Annotated in this window: 22 protein-coding genes and 1 riboswitch; of the genes, 10 read left to right on the top strand and 12 right to left on the bottom strand. The window is 69.6% G+C overall.

Annotated elements, in window-relative coordinates; genetic code table 11:
- Positions 1-858, bottom strand: coding sequence for an oxidoreductase (locus WA670_RS20905; protein ID WP_336158596.1), 858 nt, complete (start codon positions 856-858; stop codon positions 1-3).
- Positions 859-905: 47 nt separating this feature from the next.
- Here WA670_RS20905 and WA670_RS20900 point away from each other — a divergent pair, with 47 nt between their 5' ends.
- On the top strand, positions 906-1,454 hold the full coding sequence (locus WA670_RS20900; protein WP_336158595.1) for a TetR/AcrR family transcriptional regulator: 549 nt from the start codon (positions 906-908) through the stop codon (positions 1,452-1,454).
- Between the two features lie 179 nt (positions 1,455-1,633).
- Complete coding sequence (locus WA670_RS20895) at positions 1,634-2,263, top strand: hypothetical protein (protein ID WP_037813684.1); 630 nt, start codon at positions 1,634-1,636, stop codon at positions 2,261-2,263.
- 44 nt (positions 2,264-2,307) lie between these two features.
- Here WA670_RS20895 and WA670_RS20890 read toward each other — a convergent pair whose 3' ends face one another.
- A complete protein-coding gene (locus tag WA670_RS20890; protein ID WP_336158594.1) occupies positions 2,308-3,630 on the bottom strand; it encodes an alpha/beta hydrolase family protein in 1,323 nt (440 codons plus the stop codon).
- A gap of 91 nt (positions 3,631-3,721) precedes the next feature.
- The gene (locus tag WA670_RS20885) at positions 3,722-4,291 is read right to left on the bottom strand and encodes an ArsR/SmtB family transcription factor (RefSeq protein WP_336158593.1); all 570 of its coding nucleotides are present in this window, start codon (positions 4,289-4,291) and stop codon (positions 3,722-3,724) included.
- 96 nt (positions 4,292-4,387) lie between these two features.
- Here WA670_RS20885 and WA670_RS20880 point away from each other — a divergent pair, with 96 nt between their 5' ends.
- On the top strand, positions 4,388-5,161 hold the full coding sequence (locus WA670_RS20880; RefSeq protein WP_336158592.1) for an enoyl-CoA hydratase-related protein: 774 nt from the start codon (positions 4,388-4,390) through the stop codon (positions 5,159-5,161).
- Positions 5,162-5,204: 43 nt separating this feature from the next.
- Here the strand turns inward: WA670_RS20880 and WA670_RS20875 are convergent, their stop codons facing one another.
- Genes WA670_RS20875 through WA670_RS20865 form a run of 3 tightly spaced genes read right to left on the bottom strand, consistent with a single transcriptional unit; the run spans position 5,205 to position 6,216 of the window.
- Positions 5,205-5,555, bottom strand: coding sequence for a barstar family protein (locus WA670_RS20875; RefSeq protein WP_037813689.1), 351 nt, complete (start codon positions 5,553-5,555; stop codon positions 5,205-5,207).
- On the bottom strand, positions 5,552-6,004 hold the full coding sequence (locus tag WA670_RS20870) for a ribonuclease domain-containing protein (protein ID WP_134663027.1): 453 nt from the start codon (positions 6,002-6,004) through the stop codon (positions 5,552-5,554). Before WA670_RS20870 ends, WA670_RS20875 begins: the two co-directional genes overlap by 4 nt.
- Positions 6,005-6,015: 11 nt before the next feature.
- Positions 6,016-6,216, bottom strand: coding sequence for a hypothetical protein (locus tag WA670_RS20865; protein ID WP_037813693.1), 201 nt, complete (start codon positions 6,214-6,216; stop codon positions 6,016-6,018).
- Positions 6,217-6,276: 60 nt separating this feature from the next.
- Between WA670_RS20865 and WA670_RS20860 the strand changes: the two genes are divergently transcribed.
- The 3 genes from WA670_RS20860 (at position 6,277) to WA670_RS20850 (ending at position 10,029) form a co-directional block, all read left to right on the top strand.
- Positions 6,277-7,242, top strand: coding sequence for a zinc-binding dehydrogenase (locus WA670_RS20860; RefSeq protein ID WP_043837348.1), 966 nt, complete (start codon positions 6,277-6,279; stop codon positions 7,240-7,242).
- Positions 7,243-7,404: 162 nt separating this feature from the next.
- A complete protein-coding gene (locus WA670_RS20855) occupies positions 7,405-8,427 on the top strand; it encodes an alpha/beta fold hydrolase (RefSeq protein WP_134732990.1) in 1,023 nt (340 codons plus the stop codon).
- 120 nt (positions 8,428-8,547) lie between these two features.
- Positions 8,548-10,029, top strand: a complete 1,482-nt coding sequence (locus WA670_RS20850; protein ID WP_037813699.1) for an amino acid permease — start codon at positions 8,548-8,550, stop codon at positions 10,027-10,029.
- 447 nt (positions 10,030-10,476) lie between these two features.
- On the opposite strand, the gene WA670_RS20845 is transcribed toward WA670_RS20850, so the two are convergent.
- Entirely contained in the window at positions 10,477-11,526 is a 1,050-nt protein-coding gene (locus WA670_RS20845) for an NAD(P)H-dependent flavin oxidoreductase (protein WP_336158591.1), read from the bottom strand.
- A 60-nt stretch (positions 11,527-11,586) separates the two neighbouring features.
- Between WA670_RS20845 and WA670_RS20840 the strand changes: the two genes are divergently transcribed.
- On the top strand, positions 11,587-12,033 hold the full coding sequence (locus WA670_RS20840; protein WP_336158677.1) for a pyridoxamine 5'-phosphate oxidase family protein: 447 nt from the start codon (positions 11,587-11,589) through the stop codon (positions 12,031-12,033).
- 44 nt (positions 12,034-12,077) lie between these two features.
- On the opposite strand, the gene WA670_RS20835 is transcribed toward WA670_RS20840, so the two are convergent.
- Positions 12,078-12,644, bottom strand: a complete 567-nt coding sequence (locus WA670_RS20835; protein ID WP_037813701.1) for a Uma2 family endonuclease — start codon at positions 12,642-12,644, stop codon at positions 12,078-12,080.
- A gap of 120 nt (positions 12,645-12,764) precedes the next feature.
- Positions 12,765-14,615, bottom strand: a complete 1,851-nt coding sequence (gene lepA, locus WA670_RS20830) for a translation elongation factor 4 (protein WP_037813702.1) — start codon at positions 14,613-14,615, stop codon at positions 12,765-12,767.
- 116 nt (positions 14,616-14,731) lie between these two features.
- Here lepA and WA670_RS20825 point away from each other — a divergent pair, with 116 nt between their 5' ends.
- Entirely contained in the window at positions 14,732-15,343 is a 612-nt protein-coding gene (locus WA670_RS20825; protein ID WP_037813703.1) for a class I SAM-dependent methyltransferase, read from the top strand.
- On the opposite strand, the gene WA670_RS20820 is transcribed toward WA670_RS20825, so the two are convergent.
- On the bottom strand, positions 15,340-15,714 hold the full coding sequence (locus WA670_RS20820; protein WP_037813704.1) for a VOC family protein: 375 nt from the start codon (positions 15,712-15,714) through the stop codon (positions 15,340-15,342). The genes WA670_RS20825 and WA670_RS20820 overlap by 4 nt on opposite strands.
- 22 nt (positions 15,715-15,736) lie before the next feature.
- Positions 15,737-16,597, bottom strand: coding sequence for a DMT family transporter (locus WA670_RS20815; RefSeq protein WP_037813707.1), 861 nt, complete (start codon positions 16,595-16,597; stop codon positions 15,737-15,739).
- A gap of 392 nt (positions 16,598-16,989) precedes the next feature.
- Between WA670_RS20815 and rpsT the strand changes: the two genes are divergently transcribed.
- Complete coding sequence (gene rpsT, locus WA670_RS20810; RefSeq protein ID WP_009081037.1) at positions 16,990-17,250, top strand: 30S ribosomal protein S20; 261 nt, start codon at positions 16,990-16,992, stop codon at positions 17,248-17,250.
- A gap of 101 nt (positions 17,251-17,351) precedes the next feature.
- Here rpsT and holA read toward each other — a convergent pair whose 3' ends face one another.
- Entirely contained in the window at positions 17,352-18,323 is a 972-nt protein-coding gene (gene holA, locus WA670_RS20805) for a DNA polymerase III subunit delta (protein WP_037813709.1), read from the bottom strand.
- 131 nt (positions 18,324-18,454) lie between these two features.
- A riboswitch (SAM riboswitch) is annotated at positions 18,455-18,588 on the top strand.
- Between the two features lie 13 nt (positions 18,589-18,601).
- Here holA and thrC point away from each other — a divergent pair.
- Positions 18,602-19,867, top strand: a complete 1,266-nt coding sequence (gene thrC, locus WA670_RS20800) for a threonine synthase (protein WP_336158590.1) — start codon at positions 18,602-18,604, stop codon at positions 19,865-19,867.
- Positions 19,868-19,891: the final 24 nt, after the last annotated feature.

Here is a 19,891-nt window from a genome sequence, read left to right as displayed (position 1 = left end):
TCACACCGGGCAATCCACCCCGGTCGCCCGCAGCGAGGCCTCCCACAACCGCTTCTGCAGGTCGGCGTCGTGCGAGCGCGCGCTGGACTTGACCAGCTCCGGGTAGCCGCGGATCTCGAAAAGCCCGCCGGGGCCGTAATACTCGCCGTTGCGCGCGCCGGGATCGGTCGCCGCCCGCAGCGTCGGCAACGCACCCATCGCGGGCGTCCGCCCGAACAGCCGCGCGATCGCCAGGTTCGCGCCCCGGAAGACGGACGACGAGTGCCGGAAAATCTCGGTAGTCGCCCCGCCGGGATGCGCGGCCAGCGAGACGGTTTCGGTGCCCTGCAAGCGTTTCGCGAGTTCGTAGGCGAACAGCAGATTGGCCAGTTTCGACGCCGGATACCCGCCCGCCGCACGCAAGTCTTCCGGGTCGATCCGGCCGAACCGGTGCCCGATGCTGCTGACCGTCACCACCCGCGAGCCCGGCACTTCCAGCATCCGGTCGAGCAGCAGCGCGGTCCACGCGAAGTGGCCGAGGTGGTTCACCCCGAACTGCATCTCGAACCCGTCCGCGGTCCGGCCGGGCGCGTTGGTGACGCCCGCGTTGTTGATCAGCAGGTCGATCCGGTCGTGCCGGACGCGCAGCTCGTCGGCCGCCTCCCGCACGGAGTCCAGCGACGCCAGGTCCAGCCGGACGACCTGGGTTTCCCGGCCGATCCGGCTCGCCGCGTCGTGTGCTTTTTGCAGGTCCCGGCAGGCCAGCACGACGCTAGCCCCGTGCTCAGCCAATGCGCGGGCCGTGGCGAAGCCGAGGCCGGTGTTCGCTCCGGTGACCACCGCGACGCGTCCGCTCGCCAACCTGAACAACTCGTTCATGTTGTATAGTGAACCATCAGTTCACCTTTACCGGCAAGGAGCGAGCAGTGCGGGCAGACGCGGCACGAAACCGGGCAGCGATCCTCGCGGCCGCGCGACGATTGCTGGTGACTCGCGGACCCGAAGCCGGAATGGACGAGATCGCCGCCGAAGCCGGGGTCGCCGTCGGCACCCTCTACCGGCATTTCCCCACCAAACAGGACCTGGTGCGGGAGATCGCCGAAGACCTCGGCGCCGCGATCGCCGACGTGCTCGACAACGCCGCCGCCCGCGTCGCCGCCGAGCAGACCACCGCGGCCGACGAGCTTCTCGGCCTGATCCGCCGCGTCGTCGTCGACCTCAGCGAAGAACGCCTTCTCCGCACCGCACTCTCGAACCTGTCGCCCGAGCCGCTGCAAGCGATGCGCCAGCACGCCACCCGCGCGATCGAATCCCTGATCACCGCCGCCCACCGGGACCACGCCTTGCGCCCGGGAATCTCCGCCGACGACGTCGGGTTGCTCCTCGCCACCTCGCCGGGCGCGGACGTTCCGGAGCCCGGCCGGCAGCGCTGGGTCGAACTGGCCTGGCTCGCCCTGTCGGACCACCGTCGGTAGGCCCGAACGGCCGATCAGCCCACTGTTACCGCCACAAGGTGAGCAGTATTCACATTTTTCGTCACCGTGCGCTGCTGTGAACGGTCAATCCTTGACGCGCTACTTAACTTGCCGGTAACTCTCTAATCGCTGCGCAGCTTTCTCTCTCCCCCGTGAAACCCGCAGGTAGGAGCACACAGATGAAAGCACCTCACTTTTACCGACTGGCTGCGCTGACGGCGGCCGCCGCCCTTCCGCTCGCGCTGGCGGCCCCGGCGTCCGCCGCGACCGCCATCAATTTCGACTGCCAGGCCGACGCGCCGGTGGTCGGCCCGCAGCAGGTGTCGCTGACCCAGAACGCCGACGTCACCGCACCCGCGACGGTCGCGCCCGGCGGCGCGTTCGACGTCGTCATCGACCCCGCGCCCAACACCGTCCCGAGCGACGTCGGCGGCAACAAGGTCAAGAACATCAACACCTTCGCGCTGAAGTTCCCCGTCCCGGCCAACTCGACCTACGTCAGCGCCGACCTCGCCGGCGGCTCCGGCCTCGGCGACACCGCGCCGACGATCAGCGTGGCCGACGGCGTCGCGACGCTGAGCTTCCCCGGCCCGATCGCCGGCGGTTCGACCTTCGAACTGCCGACCATCACCGCACACCTCAAGGCAGGCGACTCCGGCACGATCGAGACGAAACTGTCCGGCACCAGCTACAGCGACCCCGGCCTGACCTTCAAGGCCGTGGCGAGCAGCATCATCGGCGACGTGACCGCGCCGACGGCGTGCTTCCCCAACCCGAGCCCGGTTTTCACCACCACGACCATCGGCTGACCCGGACCGCGGCCACCCGCTGCGCCCGGGTGGCCGCGACCGGTTCACGGCAGCAGCAGCCCCCAGTAGACCGCCCACGGCACGAACACCAGCCCCGCCGCGAGCGGCGCGATCGCCCCGCGCCGCCGGTCCGGTTTCCGTAGCCCGGCAAGGGTTACCGCCCACGCAGCCACCGTCGCGACCGCCAACACCTGCACCGCCAGCCACGGCAACGGCCGCCCGCCGATGACCGGTCCGAGATCCTCCATCCCGGACATCTGCGCCCAGCCGAGCATCCCGACGAATCCGGCGACCGTCGCCGTCCCCAGTCCGGCCAGCCACCGCGACGATCTAGTCCCCCGGCGACGCACCAGGGCAACCACCCCGCCGACCACAAACCCGGCCAGCAGCAGGGCAAGCGCAATCCCCTGCGCCGCAACAGATTCCCACCAGGCCAACGGCGGGAGCGCTTCCGACGGCCGCTGTGCGAAGGCCGCGGTCTCGACGTGCACGCCCTGCCGATCCGCCAGCCAATCCGCGACCGCTGCCGGATAGCCCGGCACGACCCGAGGCAGCCGGTCGAACCCGGCGTCGCTGGTCGCGTACATATCCGGCCCGCCCCCGGCGATGAACCGGATCGTGTGATTCGGGTGCTGCGCCAACGCTTCCGCGAAAATCCGCGAACTCTCGACCGGTACGTGGTTGATGTCGAGGTCGCCCCACAACGCCAGGATCGGCTGTTTCAGCCGTCGCAGCACCGGCACCGGGTCGTAGTCCGCCTCGGGAAACAGTCCCGCTCCGACGGCGAACCGCGTTCCCCGCACCGGCAACGCCGTCAACAGCGAACCGGAAATCCCTTGGTGGCGAAGGACATTGCCCCAGTACCACGAGGTCTGCCGGGCACCGCCCATACCGGATCCGCCGACGGTGATCACATACGAGATGTCCGCTGTCCGCGTCGCGGCGAGCGGCGCGACCCACGCGCCCTCGCTGACGCCCCAGACGCCGACCTCAGCGGCTCCCGAATGCGCCCGCAACGCGCGGACCGCCGAGACCAGATCGTCGGCCAGCACGCCGTAATCGCGCTGGGTCTTGGAATAACCGCTGGTACGCCGGTCGTACACGAGCGTCGTGACGCCGAGCCGCCTGAACATCTCGGCCTGCACGCGAAGGTTGTCCCGCGTCCGCCAGTCCGAACCGCCTTGCAGGACGATCGCGGATTTCGCCGGACCGTCCGGCCGGAATACCGTGCCGTGCAACGTGATTCCGCCCGAACCGGTGAAGCTGACGTCGCCGGACGGTGGTGCTGATACCGGCTGGGCGGTCGGCAGGACCGAGCCCAGCACGAGGATCGCGGCGGCGAGCCGCGATTTGCCCCAGGGCAGCATGAAGTGTTCTCCTTGCTTCGGGAGATCGTGCGCGTTTTCCCTTATTCCTGGGTGCCGAGTGGCCGCTCGGCACCCAGGGCCTTCCTCGGGTTCAGTCCCGGGCGGCCTCCTCTCCGCCCGGTGCCGGGAACGCGAGCATCCGCGTCTCGACCCGGCGCGCCCCCTCCGGCATCTCGTCGTCCGGCCGCTGATACCGCCGCAGCAAAGCGAGATACGCCTCGAAGAAGTCGCCCAGCTCGTCCAGGGTCACGGTGATCGCGCCGCGCGAGTACGGGATCGCGTCCGCCCACTCCCCCAGCTGCGGCCGCGCGCGCTCGAACCGTTCGTACAGTTCGGTGTCGCCCGCGAGCCACAGCCGGTGCAGCTCGCCGATCGCCGCCTTCGCCGGATCGTCCTCGGCAGGCGGCAACCGCACGTCATGCGGCACGGCACGCCACCAGCGCTCCCGCCCGCGCGCACGTTCGGGAAGCTCCTCGACGAACCCGTTCTCCGCCAGCACTCGCAGGTTGTAACTGGTCCCGCCGCTGGTCACGCCCAGCCGCTCGGCGAGCGTCGTGGAGGTCGCCGGTCCGGACGAGGCCAGCAGTTCGAGTATCCGCTGCCGCAACGGGTTCGCGAGCGCCTTGAGCGCCTTCAGATCAGCGCGACGAGGTTCTGCCATGCCCCCAAGGTAGCGGTGCACGAGTTTTGATGCACGAGTTTTCGTGCATGAACTTCACACCCGCTCCTGGACGGACGGTGTGCGAAAGTGTCAGGCATGGCTGACGAACTGGTGCACTACGAGGTGGCGGCCGGCATCGCCACGATCACCCTGGACTCCCCGCACAACCGCAACGCGCTGTCGGCGCAGCTGCGGCGGGAACTGAGCGAGTCGCTGACGAAGGCTCGCGAGGACGACTCGGTGCGCGTGGTGCAGCTGACCCACACCGGCCCGGTCTTCTGCGCGGGCATGGACTTGAAGGAGGCCCGCGGCGCCGGTTCGTCCGACCAGGGCGTGAACGAGTTCCCGCGGATCCTGGACCAGTTGTGGACGAGCCCGAAGCCGGTCGTCGCGCGGCTGGCGGGCCCGGCTCGCGCGGGCGGCATCGGCATGGTCGCCGCGTGCGACATCGCGGTCGCGGTCCCGGAAGCGACGTTCGCCTTCTCGGAGGTCCGGATCGGCGTCATCCCGGCGGTCATCAGCCTGACGGTGCTCCCGCGGCTGAACGCGCGGGCCGCGCACGAACTCTTCCTGACCGGCGACGTCTTCGACGCGAAGCGCGCGGTGGAGATCGGCCTGCTGAACGCCTGCGTCCCGGCGGAAGACCTGGACAAGACGGTCGAGGGCTACCTCAAGTCGCTGACCCTCGGCGGCCCGAAGGCCCTGGCCGCCACGAAGGAGCTGCTGGCCCGTCCGCGCCCGGCGACCCCGGCCGAAGGCTTCGCCGACATGAACGCCCTGTCCGCGGGCTTCTTCGCGAGCGAGGAAGGGCAGGAAGGCATCCAGGCCTTCGCGCAGAAGCGCAAGCCGAACTGGGTCCCGCAGGACTGACGCTGCCTGTGAGGGGAACCCCGGGGTTCCCCTCACGGCTTTTTTAAGAATCCACCAGCACCAAAGTCAGCCGATGCGCCCCGGAGCCCATCGCCCGCTGCGCGTCCGAAAGCACGCTCCGCACCGCCAGATACGCCTTGGGCTCGGCCGCCTTCAACCCGTCCGACCCGGTCCAGATCAGCACGTGCTCGCCGGCCGGCAGCCACGACAAATCCGTGAGCATGTCGTACAAGGCGTCCAGATTCCGCCCGAAATAAGACGGGAAGGAAAGCGCCTCGCCGATCGCGTCCAGCGCCGACAGTTTGTCCAGCGTCCGCGTTCCGTCGACCCGGTGCGGATAAGCCCCGCGCGCGAACGCCGCGTCCGCCGCGGCCTGCGCCGTCTCCCCGCTCACCGCGCGGGATCCACAACGACGAACGACGCGTAATGGTCGGCTGTGTAATACAACTCTTTCCCCGCCCCCGTGATCAGCCTGCGCGCCCCTCGGTCCGGGCTGCCCGGCGTTTTCACGGTGTACTCGTGGTAATAGCCGTTCTTCTCCGCGGGAAGCACCTTTTCCCGGTTCTGGAAGACGACGTCGTCATTGCGCGGATACGGGTAGGGCCCGCCCTTTTGGATCAGGTTCCACGTGTCCTTCGCCTGCGAAGGCAGCGAGGACAGCGGTTTGACCGGCAGCTTGGAGTCCGCCCCCGGCACCTTCCCGGAAGCGGCGGCGGGAGCGCCCGACGAGGACGAGGGCGCCGGCGAATCCGAGGAGCCGGCGGTTTCCTTGACGAGCCACCCGCCGAGCACCAGCACGAGGAGACCGACGAGCGCAGCGGTGATCCGCCTACGGTTGACCATGGTGTGCCAGCTTAGGAGCGGCCGGGACCGTCGTCGTCACGGGCCGTGCCGAACCAGCGGCCGAAGCGTTCGACCAGCTTGTCGATGGCCCACGCGGCGAGCAGGCACAGCGGCACGAGCACCGCCATCACCAGCACGAACTGCACGGGGAACCAGGCTTGGGCAAGCCACAGCTCGACCCCGTCCCACCAGTTGGCCAGGCCCTCGAACACGAGTGTGAGCCTACGCGCGCTCGACTGCGCCGGGTCGGGCAGGGGAGGTAGGTTGCTGCCATGTTCGCCGTATACGCGCAGGAACCCAACGCCGAGTCCCCGCTCGATTCGCTGGTCGTCGGCGAGCGGCCGGAACCCGAGGTGCCCGAAGGCTGGGTCCGGGTGCACGTCAAAGCCGCCAGCCTGAACATGCACGACCTGTGGACCTTGCGCGGCGTCGGCATCAAGCCCGACCAGTTCCCGATGATCCTCGGCTGCGACGGAGCGGGAACGCTCGACGACGGCACCGAGGTCGTGCTGCATTCGGTGATCAACGCGCCGGGCTGGCAGGGCGACGACACGCTCGACCCGAAGCGCACCCTGCTCACCGAAAAGCACCAGGGCACGTTCGCCGACCAGGTCGTGGTCCCGGCCCGCAACGCGGTGCCGAAGCCGGCCGGCCTGAGCTTCGCCGAGGGCGCGACGATGGGCACCGCGTGGCTCACCGCGTACCGGATGCTGTTCGTGAAGTCGGGTCTGCGGCCCGGCCAGACGATGCTGGTGCAGGGCGCGTCCGGCGGGGTGTCGACCGCGCTGATCGCGCTCGGCCGCGCGGCCGGGTTCCGCGTGTGGGTCACCGGGCGCACCGAGGAGAAGCGCGCGCTGGCCGAGAGCGTCGGCGCGCACCAGACGTTCGAGTCCGGCGCGCGGCTGCCCGAGCGGGTGGACGGGGTGTTCGAGACCGTCGGCAAGGCCACCTGGGGACACACTCTGAAGTCGCTGAAGCCCGGCGGCGTGGTCGTGGTGTCCGGTTCGACCAGCGGCCCCGACCCGTCGGCCGATCTGCAGCGCGTGTTCTTCCTGCAGCTGCGGGTCCTCGGCTCGACCATGGGCACCCGCGACGAGCTGGCCGACCTGCTCGCCTACCTCGATCTGAAGGGCATCAAGCCGCAGATCGGCACCGAGCTCCCCCTCACGGAGGCCCCCGCGGGATTCGCCGCGATGGCCGCCGGGGAGACCGCGGGCAAGATCGTCTTCACCCGCTGATCCTGGTCGCACCGCGCTGGCCTGGGCTTTTGTTCGTCGAACGAGCCTGGGCCAGCGCTTTTACCTGTTCTCCGGTGAATCGTCAACACCCCTGCTTCGCAATCAGATAGTGACCCCCGAAGTTCCACCAGAACTCGACCTTGGGCGGTTAACCTGGAGAACATGACCGCGACGCAGCGGCCCGCACCCGCCGACCGGGGCGGCCGGCACCCCAGCGACCCGGCGCCCGTCCGGGAGTCGTTCCGGCGCTTCGCCGGGATCCGCACGCGCGTGCTCGAGGTCGGGCCCGCCGTCGCCGAGGCGCCCGCACCGAAGCGCACGCGCCGCAAGGGTGCCGAGAAACCGCGCGCTCCGCGGCTCGTGTTGCTCCACGGGTATTGCGACAGTGCCGACACGTGGCGTCCGGTACTCGGAGAACTAGCCGCCGCGGGCATCGCCGCGATCGCCGTCGACCTTCCCGGTTTCGGCGACGCGCAGCCGCTGCGCCCCGGCCCGATGCTGCCCCAGCTCGACGCGTTCACCGCCGCGGTGGTGCGCGAGCAGGCCGTGCTCGGCCCGGTCGTGCTCGCGGGCAACTCGCTCGGCGGCACGATGAGCCTGCGCGCGGCGCAGAACCACCGGCTGCCGACCACCGGCGCGGTGTCGATCGCCGCGCCCGGTTTCGTCGACTCGTGGCTGGTGCGCACGGTCGGGCGCAATCCGCTGCCGCTGCGGCTGTATTCCTCGCTTCCGTTGCCGGTGCCGGGTTTCCTGGTCCGCGCGGTCGCCGAACAGCTCGTGCCGCGGATCCTCTACGCCGACTCGCGGCACGCGGACGCGGGCCAGGTCCGGCGGTTCACCACGCTGTTCCCCGACTACCGGGCCACCACGTCCCGGCTCGAACAGGCCCGGCAGCTCGTCGCGGAGCTGGCCGACGCCTACCGGCTCGACCAGATCAAGATCCCGCTGCTCGCGGTCGCGTGCGGCAAGGACAAGCTGGTGACGGCCGCGTCCGGGCGGAAGCTGCACACCCTGGTGCCGCACAGCAGGCTCGTCGTCCGCGAGGACTGGGGCCACTGCCCGCAGCTGGACGACCCGGCCGAGGTCGCGGAGCTGCTCGCGTTCTTCGCCGCGGGCGCGGTCCGCTCGGCCGCGCGCCCGGCGCCCACGGTCAGCGACGTCGAGGACGATTCCGCGACTGGGTGACGCAGGGCCGCCGAGATCGTCACACTATGGAGTCGGTGACAGGCGCGGCGCCTCCGGGTACGGTGCCCTGCCAGGGCCCGGAACCCGGGCTCGGCGAACCACCAGTCTGAGGAGACATCGATGTCAGCTCCGCGCGGCGGCCCTAACCTGGGCTCCGGGTCCGGGATCTTCCGGCGGAAGCCGATCGAAACCATCGAGAGCGTCGGCGAAAGCGGCCTGCAGCGCACGCTAGGCCTGCGGCAGCTGACCGCGATCGGCGTCGGCGGCATCATCGGCGCGGGCATCTTCTCGCTCGCCGGGGCTGTCGCGAACAAGACCGCGGGCCCGGCCGTGCTGATCTCGTTCCTGATCGCGGGCATCGCGAGCGCCGCGGCGGCGTTCTCCTACGCCGAGTTCGCCGGCCTCATCCCGCGCGCGGGTTCGGCCTACACCTACGGCTACGCGGTGCTCGGCGAGATCGTCGGCTGGTTCATCGGCTGGGACCTGCTGCTGGAATACACCGCGATCGTGTCCGTGGTCGCGATCGGCATTTCCGGTTATTTCAACGATTTGCTGGGCTTCCTGCACGTGTCGCTGCCGCACTGGATGTCCGGCGCACCAGGAACGGAACCGGCGGGCGTCCCGTCCGGGTCCTACAAGGTCAACCTGTTCGCGGTGCTGCTCTGCCTGCTGATCGCCTTCATTCTCAACCAGGGCATGAAAAACGCGGCGCGCTTCGAAACGCTGCTGGTGTACCTCAAGGTCGGCCTGGTGCTGCTGGTGATCGTGGTCGGCGCCTTCCACATCCAGAGCGGCAACTACAGCAACTTCTTCCCGTTCGGTCTCAGCGGTGCATTCACTGGTGCGGCAACGGTATTCTTCGCGGTCTTCGGCTATGACGCCATGTCCACCGCGGCGGAAGAGTCGCAGGACTCCCAGAAACACATGCCGAAGGCGATCATCTACTCGCTGGCGATCTCGATGGTGCTGTACGTGCTGGCCTGCCTGGTCCTGACCGGTATGGTGAAGTACACCGACATCAACCCGGAAGCGGCCTTCTCGAGCGCGTTCGCGAAGGTAGGCCTCGGCTGGCTGGGCGCGATCATCGCGGTGGGTGCCATCATCGGCATCCTGACGGTCCTGTTCACATTCCTGATGGGCGCGACCCGCGTGGGCTACTCGATGAGCCGAGACGGCCTGCTGCCGAAGTGGTTCTCGAAGACCCATCCGGTGCGCAAGGTCCCGTCCCGCATCACGTGGATCCTGGGCGGCGCTTCGGCATTGATCGCCGGCGTGCTGCCCATCGGCGAGGCCGCGGAACTGACGAACATCGGCATCCTGCTGGCTTTTGTGGTCGTGTGCATCGCGGTGATCGTGCTGCGCTACAAGCGCCCGGACCTCCCGCGCACGTTCAAGACCCCCGGCATGCCGGTGGTCCCGATCATCGGTGTGGTGTTCTCGATCTGGCTGATCACGTTCCTGAAGCCGGAAACGTGGCTGCGCTTCGCGATCTGGTTCGTGATCGGCATGGCCATCTACTTCGCCTACGGCAAACGCCACTCCGCAATGGAACGCGGCTCCGGCGACGACGAGCAGGGCGGGTTGAAGTCCACTTCGGACTGACCGCTTTCGCCTGGTTGAGCGGGTTGTGATGCGGGGGACGCCTTTTGGTGGCGTCCCCCGCGTTTCTTTTTGTGCTGCTGGTGATCTCGCTCCTGGGGCTCGTATGCTCGGGGACTCGCGCGGTGTCCGTGCACGATCGGGCATCGTTCCCGGTCTACGAGCGCACTTCGTCTCCACAGTTTTCCGCGGCTGGATCACGCATAGTTGCTCGATCTGCTTCGCCGCCGAGTCAGCCCGCGAAGGCATGACTGCTGAGGGATTCCACGGCCAGGAACTCCGACGCGCGACCGGATGACGGCAACCGCCAAGCCGTTGTGGTCCCCTGCCCTCGCCGCGGCGGGCTCTCCAACGCAACCGCGGAGCCACCGTGACCCCGGTACCCACCGCAGCAGGCACTCAACGCAACCGACCAAGCCGTCGCAGCCCCAGCCCTCGCCGCCGGAGGTCTCAGCGCAACCGGTCGAGCCGTTCCGCCGCTGCCTTTGCCTCGGTGCGCAGGCGGGCGACGATCGAGGCCGCCGAACCGTCACCGGCGAGGGGGTACGTCTGGCCAGCCCACAGCGACATCGCCTCCGGGTCACCGGCTTTGGCGGCCGCCCCGCGGACCGGCTTGCTCAGGTGGTGCAGTTGCGGGTAGGCGGCGGGGGCATCGGCGGAGAGGTCGCTCAGGACGCGGTTCACCATGCCCCGCGCCGGACGTCCGCTGAACGCGCGCGTGAACGCCGTCGGCCGGCCAGCTTCGGCGAGTGCGCGTCGCTGGGTGTCGCCGGTGCCGGCTTCCGTCGCGAGCAGGAAAGCCGTGCCCAGCTGCGCCGCCGACGCACCGGCGGCCAGCACCGCTGCCACGTCGGCGCCGTTGACCAGTCCCCCGGCGGCGACCAGGGGCAGGCTCGTCCGCGCGCCGAGCAACCGCAGCAGCGCGAGCAGGCCGTACTCCTCGCCGCCGGCCGGGTTGCCCGGGTCGTCGATGAACAGCCCTCGGTGCCCGCCGGCTTCGAAGCCCTGCACGACCAGCGCGTCGGCTCCGCGCGCGGCAGCGAGGTCGGCTTCCTCCGGGTTCGTGACGGTGACCGCGACCTTGCCGCCCGCCTCGTGGATCCGCTGCACCTCGGCGGACGTCGGCGCGCCGAAGGTGAACGACACCACCGGAACCCGGTGCCGCACGACGAGGTCGAGCTTCGCCGGGTACTCGTCGTCGTCCCAGACCGGTTCGCCGAGTTCGACTCCGTAGCGGACGGCCTCGGCGAGCAACCGTTCGCGGTGCGCGCTGAGGTCGGCCACCGACCGGCCGCCGGGGACGAACAGGTTCACGCCGAACCGGCCGCCGGTGAGGTCGGCGGTCTGCGCGATCCGGGCGTCCAGCGTCTCCGGGCTGAGGTAGCCCGCGGCGAGGAAACCGAACCCGCCCGCGTCCGTGACGGCGCCGACCAGCTGCGGAGTCGTCGGCCCGCCCGCCATCGGAGCCACGATCACCGGGAACTCGAGATCATCGAACATGTCCCCGAGCCTAGTGCCGTACCGGAAATGCGCCGGGCCGCCGCCGCGTTGCAGAAGAGCATGACGGCAACCCTGGAACAGCTCCGCGCACTGACGGTGCAGGAGAACGGCCTCGCCACCGTGGCCACGACCCGCGCCGACGGCACCGTGCACGCGTCCGTCGTGAACGCGGGCATCCTGGACGACCCGGTGACCGGCAAGCCGAGCGTAGGCTTCGTCGCCGTCGGCGGCGCACGCAAACTCGCCCTGCTGCGCCGCAACGGCCACGCGACCGTCACGTTCCGCCGAGGCTGGCGCTGGCTCTCGGTGACCGGCCCGGTCCGCCTGATCGGCCCGGACGATCCCGACCCCGCCTTCCCGGCCGACGGCCTCCCGCCGCTGCTGCGCGAGGTGTTCCGCGCCGCCACCGGCACCCACGACGACTGGGCGGAGTACGACCGCGTGATGGCCGCCGAACGCCGAGCCGCGGTGTTCGTGGAAGTGGGCAAGATCATCGGGAACGGCTGAGCACTTCTCATGACGCGCACAATGAAGCAGGCCGTCCGAACCGTTTAGCTCCTTCCGGCGAGTACCTCGGGCACGACGCGGACAGGGAACGGCCGCTGCGCTTCGAACACCTCAGCTCCCGCCGCCTTGGCGACCTGGCAGTAACTGCCGTCCTCGTCAAGTTCGAAGGCAGTCAGTTCAGGCGCCGCCGGGTCGATCACCCAGTAGCTCGGCACGCGTAGCCGTTCGTAGAGCGCCTTCTTGGTGTTCAGGTCGTGAATCGACGTGCTCGGCGACAAGACCTCGACTGCGAGAACCGGCGGCACTGGAAGATCCTTGGCGGTGAAGTCCTCGGTCCGGCCGACCAGCACATCCGGCTGAAGTTCTATCCGGTCGCCCACATGCACAGCGAACGGCGCACCGACGACGAACATGTCCTCGGGGCAGGCTGCGTAAAGCACGCCGTACAACTGATAGCCGATCGTCTGGTGTCTCAGACCTGGCGCGGGGCTCACGAGGAGCGTCCCGTCGATGAGTTCGTAGCGACGGCCGTCATCCGGCATCCCCTCGAGGTCGTGCACCGTCATGGGCCCCGACCCGGGAGGATTCTGGATTTCCGCCATAACCGTCATGGTGCTCTCCTTTCCCTGTTCGCGCCAGAGACTCCCTGTCCGCAATTGAGAACACCAGCCACCACCGACAAAAAACGGCGGCCCCGGAAACCCGGAGCCGCCGTTCACCCGAAAGTGACGCTACTTCTTGTTCTTCCCGTTGTCCTCAGTGGACAGTGCCGCGACGAACGCCTCCTGCGGCACCTCCACCCGGCCGACGGTCTTCATCCGCTTCTTGCCTTCCTTCTGCTTCTCCAGCAGTTTCCGCTTCCGCGAGATGTCGCCGCCGTAGCACTTGGCGAGCACGTCCTTGCGGATGGCGCGGATCGTTTCGCGCGCGATGATCCGCGAGCCGATCGCCGCCTGGATCGGGACCTCGAACTGCTGGCGCGGAATCAGTTCCCGCAGGCGCGTCGCCATCCGGTTTCCGTACGTGTAAGCGGCGTCCTTGTGCACGATCGCGGAGAACGCGTCCACCGTCTCGCCCTGCAGGAGGATGTCGACCTTCACCAGGTCCGCCACCTGCTCGCCGGACTCCTCGTAATCAAGCGACGCGTAGCCGCGCGTGCGTGACTTCAGCGTGTCGAAGAAGTCGAAGATGATCTCCGCCAGCGGGATCGTGTAGCGCAGCTCGACGCGGTCCTCGGACAGGTAGTCCATGCCCAGCAGGGTGCCGCGTTTCGCCTGGCACAGCTCCATGATCGTGCCCACGAACTCCGACGGCGCGAGGATGCTCACCTTCGACACCGGCTCGTGCACCTCGGCGATCTTGAGCCCGGTCGGCCAGTCCGACGGGTTCGTGACGACGACCTCGCTGCGGTCCTCCAGCACCACGCGGTACACCACGTTCGGCGCGGTCGAGATCAGGTCGAGGCCGAACTCGCGCTCCAGCCGGTCCCGGGTGATCTCCAGGTGCAGCAGGCCGAGGAAGCCGCAGCGGAAGCCGAAGCCCAGCGCGACCGACGTTTCCGGCTCGTAGGTCAGCGCGGCGTCGTTGAGCTGCAGCTTCTCCAGCGCCTCGCGCAGCTCCGGGTAGTCCGAGCCGTCCACCGGGTACAGCCCGGAGAACACCATCGGTTTCGGTTCGCGGTACCCGGCGAGCGGTTCCGTCGCGCCGTGCCGCTCGGACGTCACGGTGTCGCCGACCTTCGACTGGCGCACGTCCTTCACGCCGGTGATCAGGTAGCCGACCTCGCCGACGCCGAGTCCCTTGCTGGCCTTCGGCTCCGGCGAGATGATCCCGACCTCGAGCAGTTCGTGCGTCGCCCCGGTCGACATCATCTTGATCTTCTCGCGCGGCGTGATCTTGCCGTCCACCACGCGGATGTAGGTGACGACGCCGCGGTAGGTGTCGTAGACCGAGTCGAAGATCATCGCGCGGGCTGGCGCGTCCGCGTCGCCGACCGGCGGCGGGACCTGCCGCACGCATTCGTCGAGCAGCTCGGTCACGCCCATGCCGGTCTTCGCCGACACGCGCAGCACGTCCGAGGGCTCGCAGCCGATGATGTGCGCGATCTCCGCCGCGTACTTCTCCGGGTCCGCCGAGGGCAGGTCGATCTTGTTCAGCACCGGGATGATGTGCAGGTCGTTCTCGAGCGCGAGGTACAGATTCGCGAGCGTCTGCGCCTCGATCCCCTGCGCGGCGTCGACCAGCAGGATCGCGCCCTCGCAGGCTTCGAGCGCCCGCGAGACCTCGTAGGTGAAGTCCACGTGGCCGGGCGTGTCGATCAGGTGCAGGACGTGGTCCTTGCCGTCCACCTGCCACGGCAGCCGGACGTTCTGGGCCTTGATCGTGATGCCGCGTTCCCGCTCGATGTCCATGCGGTCGAGGTACTGCGCGCGCATGGCCCGCTCCTCGACGACGCCGGTGAGCTGCAGCATCCGGTCCGCCAGCGTCGACTTGCCGTGGTCGATGTGGGCGATGATGCAGAAGTTGCGGATCAACTCCGGCGGCGTGAAGGTGGTGTCGGCGAACGTCTTGGGCGCTGTCACTCGGGCTGTCCTCGGGATGGTGGGGGATGTCCGTACCCCATCGTCCCATGGACCTCCGGGTGCGGGTGGGGGTCATCCCCGATGCGGCCCCGCTCGTCTCGTGATGACCTCGAAGCATGAGCACTTCACCCTCCCCCTCGCCGCCCGGCCCCGGCGTGCTCGACGCCGCGCTCGACCGGGCTTTCGGCCATCCCAGCGGGCTGCTGGGCAGGCTCGGCGGCAAGCTGATGGCGATCGGCAACGCCACGACCGAGCACCGCATCGTCGACCTGGCGCGCCTCGAACCCGACGAGACCGTTCTCGTCGTCGGCCCCGGGCCCGGGGTCGGCCTCGACGCGGCGAGCAAACTCGCCGGCGAGGTGATCGGCGTCGAACCCTCCCCGCAGATGCGCGACCTCTGCACGGACCGCTGCGGCGACCGCGCCGAGGTGCGCGCGGGCAGCGCGGCCCGGACCGGCTGCGCGGACGCGTCCGCCGACGTCGTGCTGACCGTGAACAACGTCCAGTTCTGGGAGGACCGCCCGGCGGCCTTCGCCGAGCTGTTCCGCGTGCTCCGGCCGGGCGGACGGCTGCTGCTTTCGGCGCACGAGAAGTGGCTTCCGGTGACGCGGCACGAACTGGCCGACGAAGCCGCCGCAGCGGGATTCACCGACCTGCAGACCTGGACCTGGGACCCGCCCGGATTCGCCGCGCTCGCCGCCCAGCTCCGGGCCGTGAAACCGGGCTAGCGCTTGTCGCGGCGCAACGGATGGTCCTCCGGTACCTCGACGAGCACGATCCGCAGCCCGTCCGGGTCGGCGATCCACGCCTCGTCGGTGCCCCACGGCTCGCGCCGGGCTTCACGCACCGGTTCGACCCCGCGTCCGGCCAGTTCGGCCAGCGTCGCGGGGAGATCGCGGACCTGCAGGAACAGATTGACGTCCGGACCGGGCCCCTCCTCGCCCGTGCCGACCACCTCGATCGACCCGCCGCCGGCGAAAAACCGCGTGCCGCCGGGGAACTCGCGCTCGATCGCGAGGCCGAGAGCGTCGCGGTAGAACGCGGTGGACACCTCGTGGTCGCGGGGGTGGATCAGCACCCGGCTGCTCAGTACGTCCATGGTTCCTGCCTACCCGAGCGGCTCAGGCGACCGCAATCGCAGCGATCCCGGCCAGCACGACCAGCGATCCGGCGAGGCGGCGGACCGCGTTGCGCTCGCGGAGCACGAGCCAGGCGGCGACCCCGCCGAAGACGATCGACAGCTCGCGCGCCGGCGCGACCAGGCTGACCGGCGCGATCCGCAGGGCGTACAGGACCAGCAAGTAGCTGGCCGGCGAGGCGAGTCCGACGATCAGCACCTCCCGCCGGTGGTCGCGCCACAGCCGCTTGATCTCCGACCGGCCGCGCGCCGCGGTCGGCGCGAGCAGGATGCTCTGACCGATCGCGCCGCCGCCGAAGTAGACGAGCGGAGGCACGCCGAGCGACGTGACCGAGTGCGCGTCCCAGAGCGTGTAAGCGGCGATGACGACGCCGGTCGCGACGCCGTAGAACACCCCCGCGCGGCGGGCCCGGGCGTTGCCGGTGCCGCCGCCGAGGCTGATCACCAGGACGCCCGCGACGACGAGGAACGCCCCGATCAGCCCGAGCACGCCCGGCCGTTCGCCCAGGACCGTGACGGCCACGAGCACCGACACCAGCGGCCCGGTCCCGCGAGCCAGCGGGTAGACGATGGACAGGTCGCCGACCTCGTATCCGCGCTGCAGCACGATCCCGTACGCCACGTGCAGGACCGCGGTGCCCGCGGCGGCGAGCAGCCAGGTCCACTGTGGACGTTCCGGTTCGACGGCCAGCGCGACCGCGATCACCGGGAGCATCGCCGCCGCGGAGACCGTGTAGTACAGCCAGACGAACCGCGGGCCGCCGGAAACCCGTTTGGCGGCAAGGTTCCACACGGCGTGCACGACCGCGGCGACGAGGACCATGGCGAGGGCTGTGGTGTTCATCCGGACCCCTTCAGGTATTCAGCGCACGCTGAAGACCGGGTCCTCCAGGCTTTTGTCCCGTCAGATGAACGGCGGGGCTCTGTCTCCCGCCGAAGGTGCCGCTCGGACCAGGCCCGCCCGCCCTCGTTGTCTTCGCGACCCGCTCTGCGGGACCACGGGCAGGCGACGGAACCCTAGGCACTACCGGACCCCACCGTAACCGAGACGGGGCCGCGATGCCGAACGTTTACCTGCTCCGGGGCCGTCGACAACGCCGCGAACAGGGCTGTTAAGATTTTCGACTGTTGCCGTGCGGCATTCCGTCAGGGAGGAAACCCGGCAGTCCCTCGGGACTGATCCGGAGCCACACGAACGCGGCAACGACCTTCACCGAGTGAAAGAGGAACGCCTCCATGGCCAACATCAAGTCGCAGGTCAAGCGCATCACGACGAACGAGAAGGCGCGGCAGCGCAACCTGGCGATCCGGTCCTCGGTGAAGACCGCGATCCGCAAGTTCCGCGAGGCCGCCGAAGCCGGTGACAAGGACAAGGCCCTCGAACTGCAGCGCGACGCCGCTCGCAAGCTCGACAAGGCCGTCACCAAGGGCGTCATCCACGCCAACCAGGCCGCGAACAAGAAGTCGGCTCTCGCGAAGCGCGCGAACCAGCTCTGAGCGCAGTCTTTCCGGAAGGCCCGGCGGCTTCGGCTGCCGGGCCTTTTCCGTGTCCTGGGGACCGGCCTGGCTGTCCTCAAGGCGTTCCCGGAACTGGGACGTCAGCGGTCGCCCTTGGCCGCGACCACGTCGAGGACCGCGCGCTGCAGCGCGTAGTTCGCGTCGGCCGCCGCGCCCTTGACCTCGGCGTTCAGCCGCGCCACGACGCGCATCGCGGTCGCCAGGCCGTCCTGGCCCCAGCCGCGGGACTGCCCTTGCGCCTTGCGGATCTTCCACGGCGGCATGCCGAGTTCGCCCGCCATCTGGTTCGGGTTGCCGCGCCCGGCCGCGGACACGCGAGCGATCGTGCGAACCGCGTCGGCCAGCGCGTCGGCGATCAGGACGTGCGGGACGCCCAGCTGCATCGCCCACTGCAGCGACTCCATCGCGGCGGCCCGGTCGCCCGCGACGGCCTTCTCCGCCACCGCGAAGCCGGTCACGTCGGCGCGTCCGGTGTGGTAACGGCGGACCGCCCGCTCGTCGACGACTCCCCCGGTGTCGGCGACCAGCTGCGTCGCCGCCGAGGACAGTTCGCGCAGGTCCGAGCCGACCGAGTCGAGCAGTGCCATCAGGCCCGCGGCGTCGATCTTGCCGCCCGCGCGGCGCACCTCGTTGCGGACGAACGCCTCGCGCTCGGCCGGTTTGGTGAGCTTCGGGCATTCGGTGATTTCCGCGCCCGCTTTTTTCAACGCGCCCGGCAGCGCCTTGGCGGCTTTGCTCCGCCCGCCGCCGCTGTGCACGACCACGAGGACGATGCCGTCGGCAGGCGCTTTCACGTACGCGAGGACCGCGTCGGAAAGCTCCTGCGAGATGTCCTGCGCCGACTCGAGCACGATCACGCGCCCCTCGGCGAACAGCGACGGGCTCACCAGCTCGGCCAGCACAGGCGGTGTGAGATCGGACACCCGCATGCGCGTGAGGTCGGCCGTCGGGTCCGCGGCTTTGGCCGCGTCGAGGGACGCTCGCACAGCCCGTTCGATGAGCAGTTCTTCCTCGCCCGTGACGAGGTGCAGCGGCGCGGGTGCGGTGGTCACCCGGCCATCTTCTCACCCGGCCGCCGGGCCGCCCGCTCCGGTGATGTGGGCCGCCTCCGTGGCACGAGCTGATCGGGATGTCGTACGGTGTAGCCGAGGACGCGCCCACCGGCGCTCCGACAACCGAATACCGCTCATCCAGAGGGGCAGAGGGAACGGCCCGACGAAGCCCCGGCAACCGGCGTACAGCCTGTCATCCCGCGATCGCGGGGTAGCTGACGACCACGGTGCCAATTCCGGCCCGCTTCGGCGGGGCAGATGAGGAAAGGAACCTCGCGATGACTGCAGCCCTCAGCGCCACCTCCGCCAATAAGACGATCGACCTCGGTCCGGCCGTCGAACTGGTGTCGAAGGAAGAAGGGCACCGGCAGCCGCTCGCTCCGGAATTCGTCTCCGTCGACGACTTCTCGCCGCTCGAGGTCGCCTACGACTTCGGCCGCGTCCGCCGCGAGGACATCGAGTCGGGCCCGCGCAACATCTGGCGCTACAAGAAGCTCCTTCCCGTCCCCTCGACCGTCGAGGAGACCCCGAACACCGAACCCGGCTGCACCCGGCTCGTGCGCGCCGACCGGCTCGCGAAGGAGCTCGGCCTCAAGCGCGTGTGGGTCAAGGACGACACCGGCAACCCGACGCACTCGTTCAAGGACCGCGTGGTCGCCGTCGCGCTCGCGGCCGCCCGCGAGTTCGGTTTCGAGGTCCTGGCGTGTCCCTCGACCGGCAATCTGGCCAACGCGACCGCCGCCGCGGCGGCCCGCGCCGGCTGGCGGTCGGTCGTGCTGATCCCGAAGAACCTCGAACGCGCGAAGATCCTCACCACCGCGGTCTACGACGGCGACCTGATCGCCGTCGACGGCAACTACGACGACGTGAACCGGCTCGCCACCGAACTGGCCGGCGAGCACCCGAAGTGGGCGTTCGTGAACGTCAACGTCCGCCCGTACTACTCCGAGGGCTCGAAGACGCTCGCCTACGAGGTCGCCGAGCAGCTCGGCTGGCGCATCCCCGAGCAGATCGTCGTGCCGATCGCCTCCGGTTCCCAGCTCACCAAGGTGGACAAGGGTTTCCGCGAGCTGGGCCAGCTCGGTCTCGTGGACGCCAGCCCGTACAAGGTGTTCGGCGCGCAGGCCACGGGCTGCTCGCCGGTCTCCACCGCGTACCGCAACGGCCACGACGTGGTCCAGCCGGTGAAGCCGGACACCATCGCCCGTTCGCTCGCGATCGGCAACCCGGCCGACGGCCCGTACGTGCTCGACGTGGTCAACCGCACCGGCGGCGCGATCGAGGACGTCACCGACGAAGAGGTCGTCGAAGGCATTCGGCTGCTCGCGCGCACCGAAGGCATCTTCACCGAGACCGCGGGCGGCGTCACCGTGGCGACCGCGAAGAAGCTCGTCGAAACCGGCAAGCTCGACCCGGACGCGGAAACCGTCCTCCTCATCACCGGCGACGGCCTCAAGACCCTCGACGCGGTCGAGAACCACATCGGCCCGAAGGCCACCGTGCCGCCGTCCGCCGCGGCCGTCGCCAAGGCACTCGGCTACTGACGCACCGGCCCGGGGTCCGCCGCA

The organism is Amycolatopsis sp. VC5-11 (genome assembly GCF_037034185.1).
In the GTDB taxonomy this organism is placed as follows: domain Bacteria; phylum Actinomycetota; class Actinomycetes; order Mycobacteriales; family Pseudonocardiaceae; genus Amycolatopsis; species Amycolatopsis nivea.
This window is presented reverse-complemented; position numbering and strand designations above follow the sequence as displayed.

Coding starts and splice junctions, on each gene's coding strand:
- WA670_RS20905 (WP_336158596.1), bottom strand. CDS start 858: ATGAACGAGTTGTTCAGGTTGGCGAGCGGACGCGTCGCGGTGGTCACC.
- WA670_RS20895 (WP_037813684.1), top strand. CDS start 1,634: ATGAAAGCACCTCACTTTTACCGACTGGCTGCGCTGACGGCGGCCGCC.
- WA670_RS20890 (WP_336158594.1), bottom strand. CDS start 3,630: ATGCTGCCCTGGGGCAAATCGCGGCTCGCCGCCGCGATCCTCGTGCTG.
- WA670_RS20885 (WP_336158593.1), bottom strand. CDS start 4,291: ATGGCAGAACCTCGTCGCGCTGATCTGAAGGCGCTCAAGGCGCTCGCG.
- WA670_RS20880 (WP_336158592.1), top strand. CDS start 4,388: ATGGCTGACGAACTGGTGCACTACGAGGTGGCGGCCGGCATCGCCACG.
- WA670_RS20870 (WP_134663027.1), bottom strand. CDS start 6,004: ATGGTCAACCGTAGGCGGATCACCGCTGCGCTCGTCGGTCTCCTCGTG.
- WA670_RS20860 (WP_043837348.1), top strand. CDS start 6,277: ATGTTCGCCGTATACGCGCAGGAACCCAACGCCGAGTCCCCGCTCGAT.
- WA670_RS20855 (WP_134732990.1), top strand. CDS start 7,405: ATGACCGCGACGCAGCGGCCCGCACCCGCCGACCGGGGCGGCCGGCAC.
- WA670_RS20850 (WP_037813699.1), top strand. CDS start 8,548: ATGTCAGCTCCGCGCGGCGGCCCTAACCTGGGCTCCGGGTCCGGGATC.
- WA670_RS20845 (WP_336158591.1), bottom strand. CDS start 11,526: ATGTTCGATGATCTCGAGTTCCCGGTGATCGTGGCTCCGATGGCGGGC.
- WA670_RS20840 (WP_336158677.1), top strand. CDS start 11,587: ATGACGGCAACCCTGGAACAGCTCCGCGCACTGACGGTGCAGGAGAAC.
- WA670_RS20835 (WP_037813701.1), bottom strand. CDS start 12,644: ATGACGGTTATGGCGGAAATCCAGAATCCTCCCGGGTCGGGGCCCATG.
- WA670_RS20825 (WP_037813703.1), top strand. CDS start 14,732: ATGAGCACTTCACCCTCCCCCTCGCCGCCCGGCCCCGGCGTGCTCGAC.
- WA670_RS20820 (WP_037813704.1), bottom strand. CDS start 15,714: ATGGACGTACTGAGCAGCCGGGTGCTGATCCACCCCCGCGACCACGAG.
- WA670_RS20815 (WP_037813707.1), bottom strand. CDS start 16,597: ATGAACACCACAGCCCTCGCCATGGTCCTCGTCGCCGCGGTCGTGCAC.
- rpsT (WP_009081037.1), top strand. CDS start 16,990: ATGGCCAACATCAAGTCGCAGGTCAAGCGCATCACGACGAACGAGAAG.
- thrC (WP_336158590.1), top strand. CDS start 18,602: ATGACTGCAGCCCTCAGCGCCACCTCCGCCAATAAGACGATCGACCTC.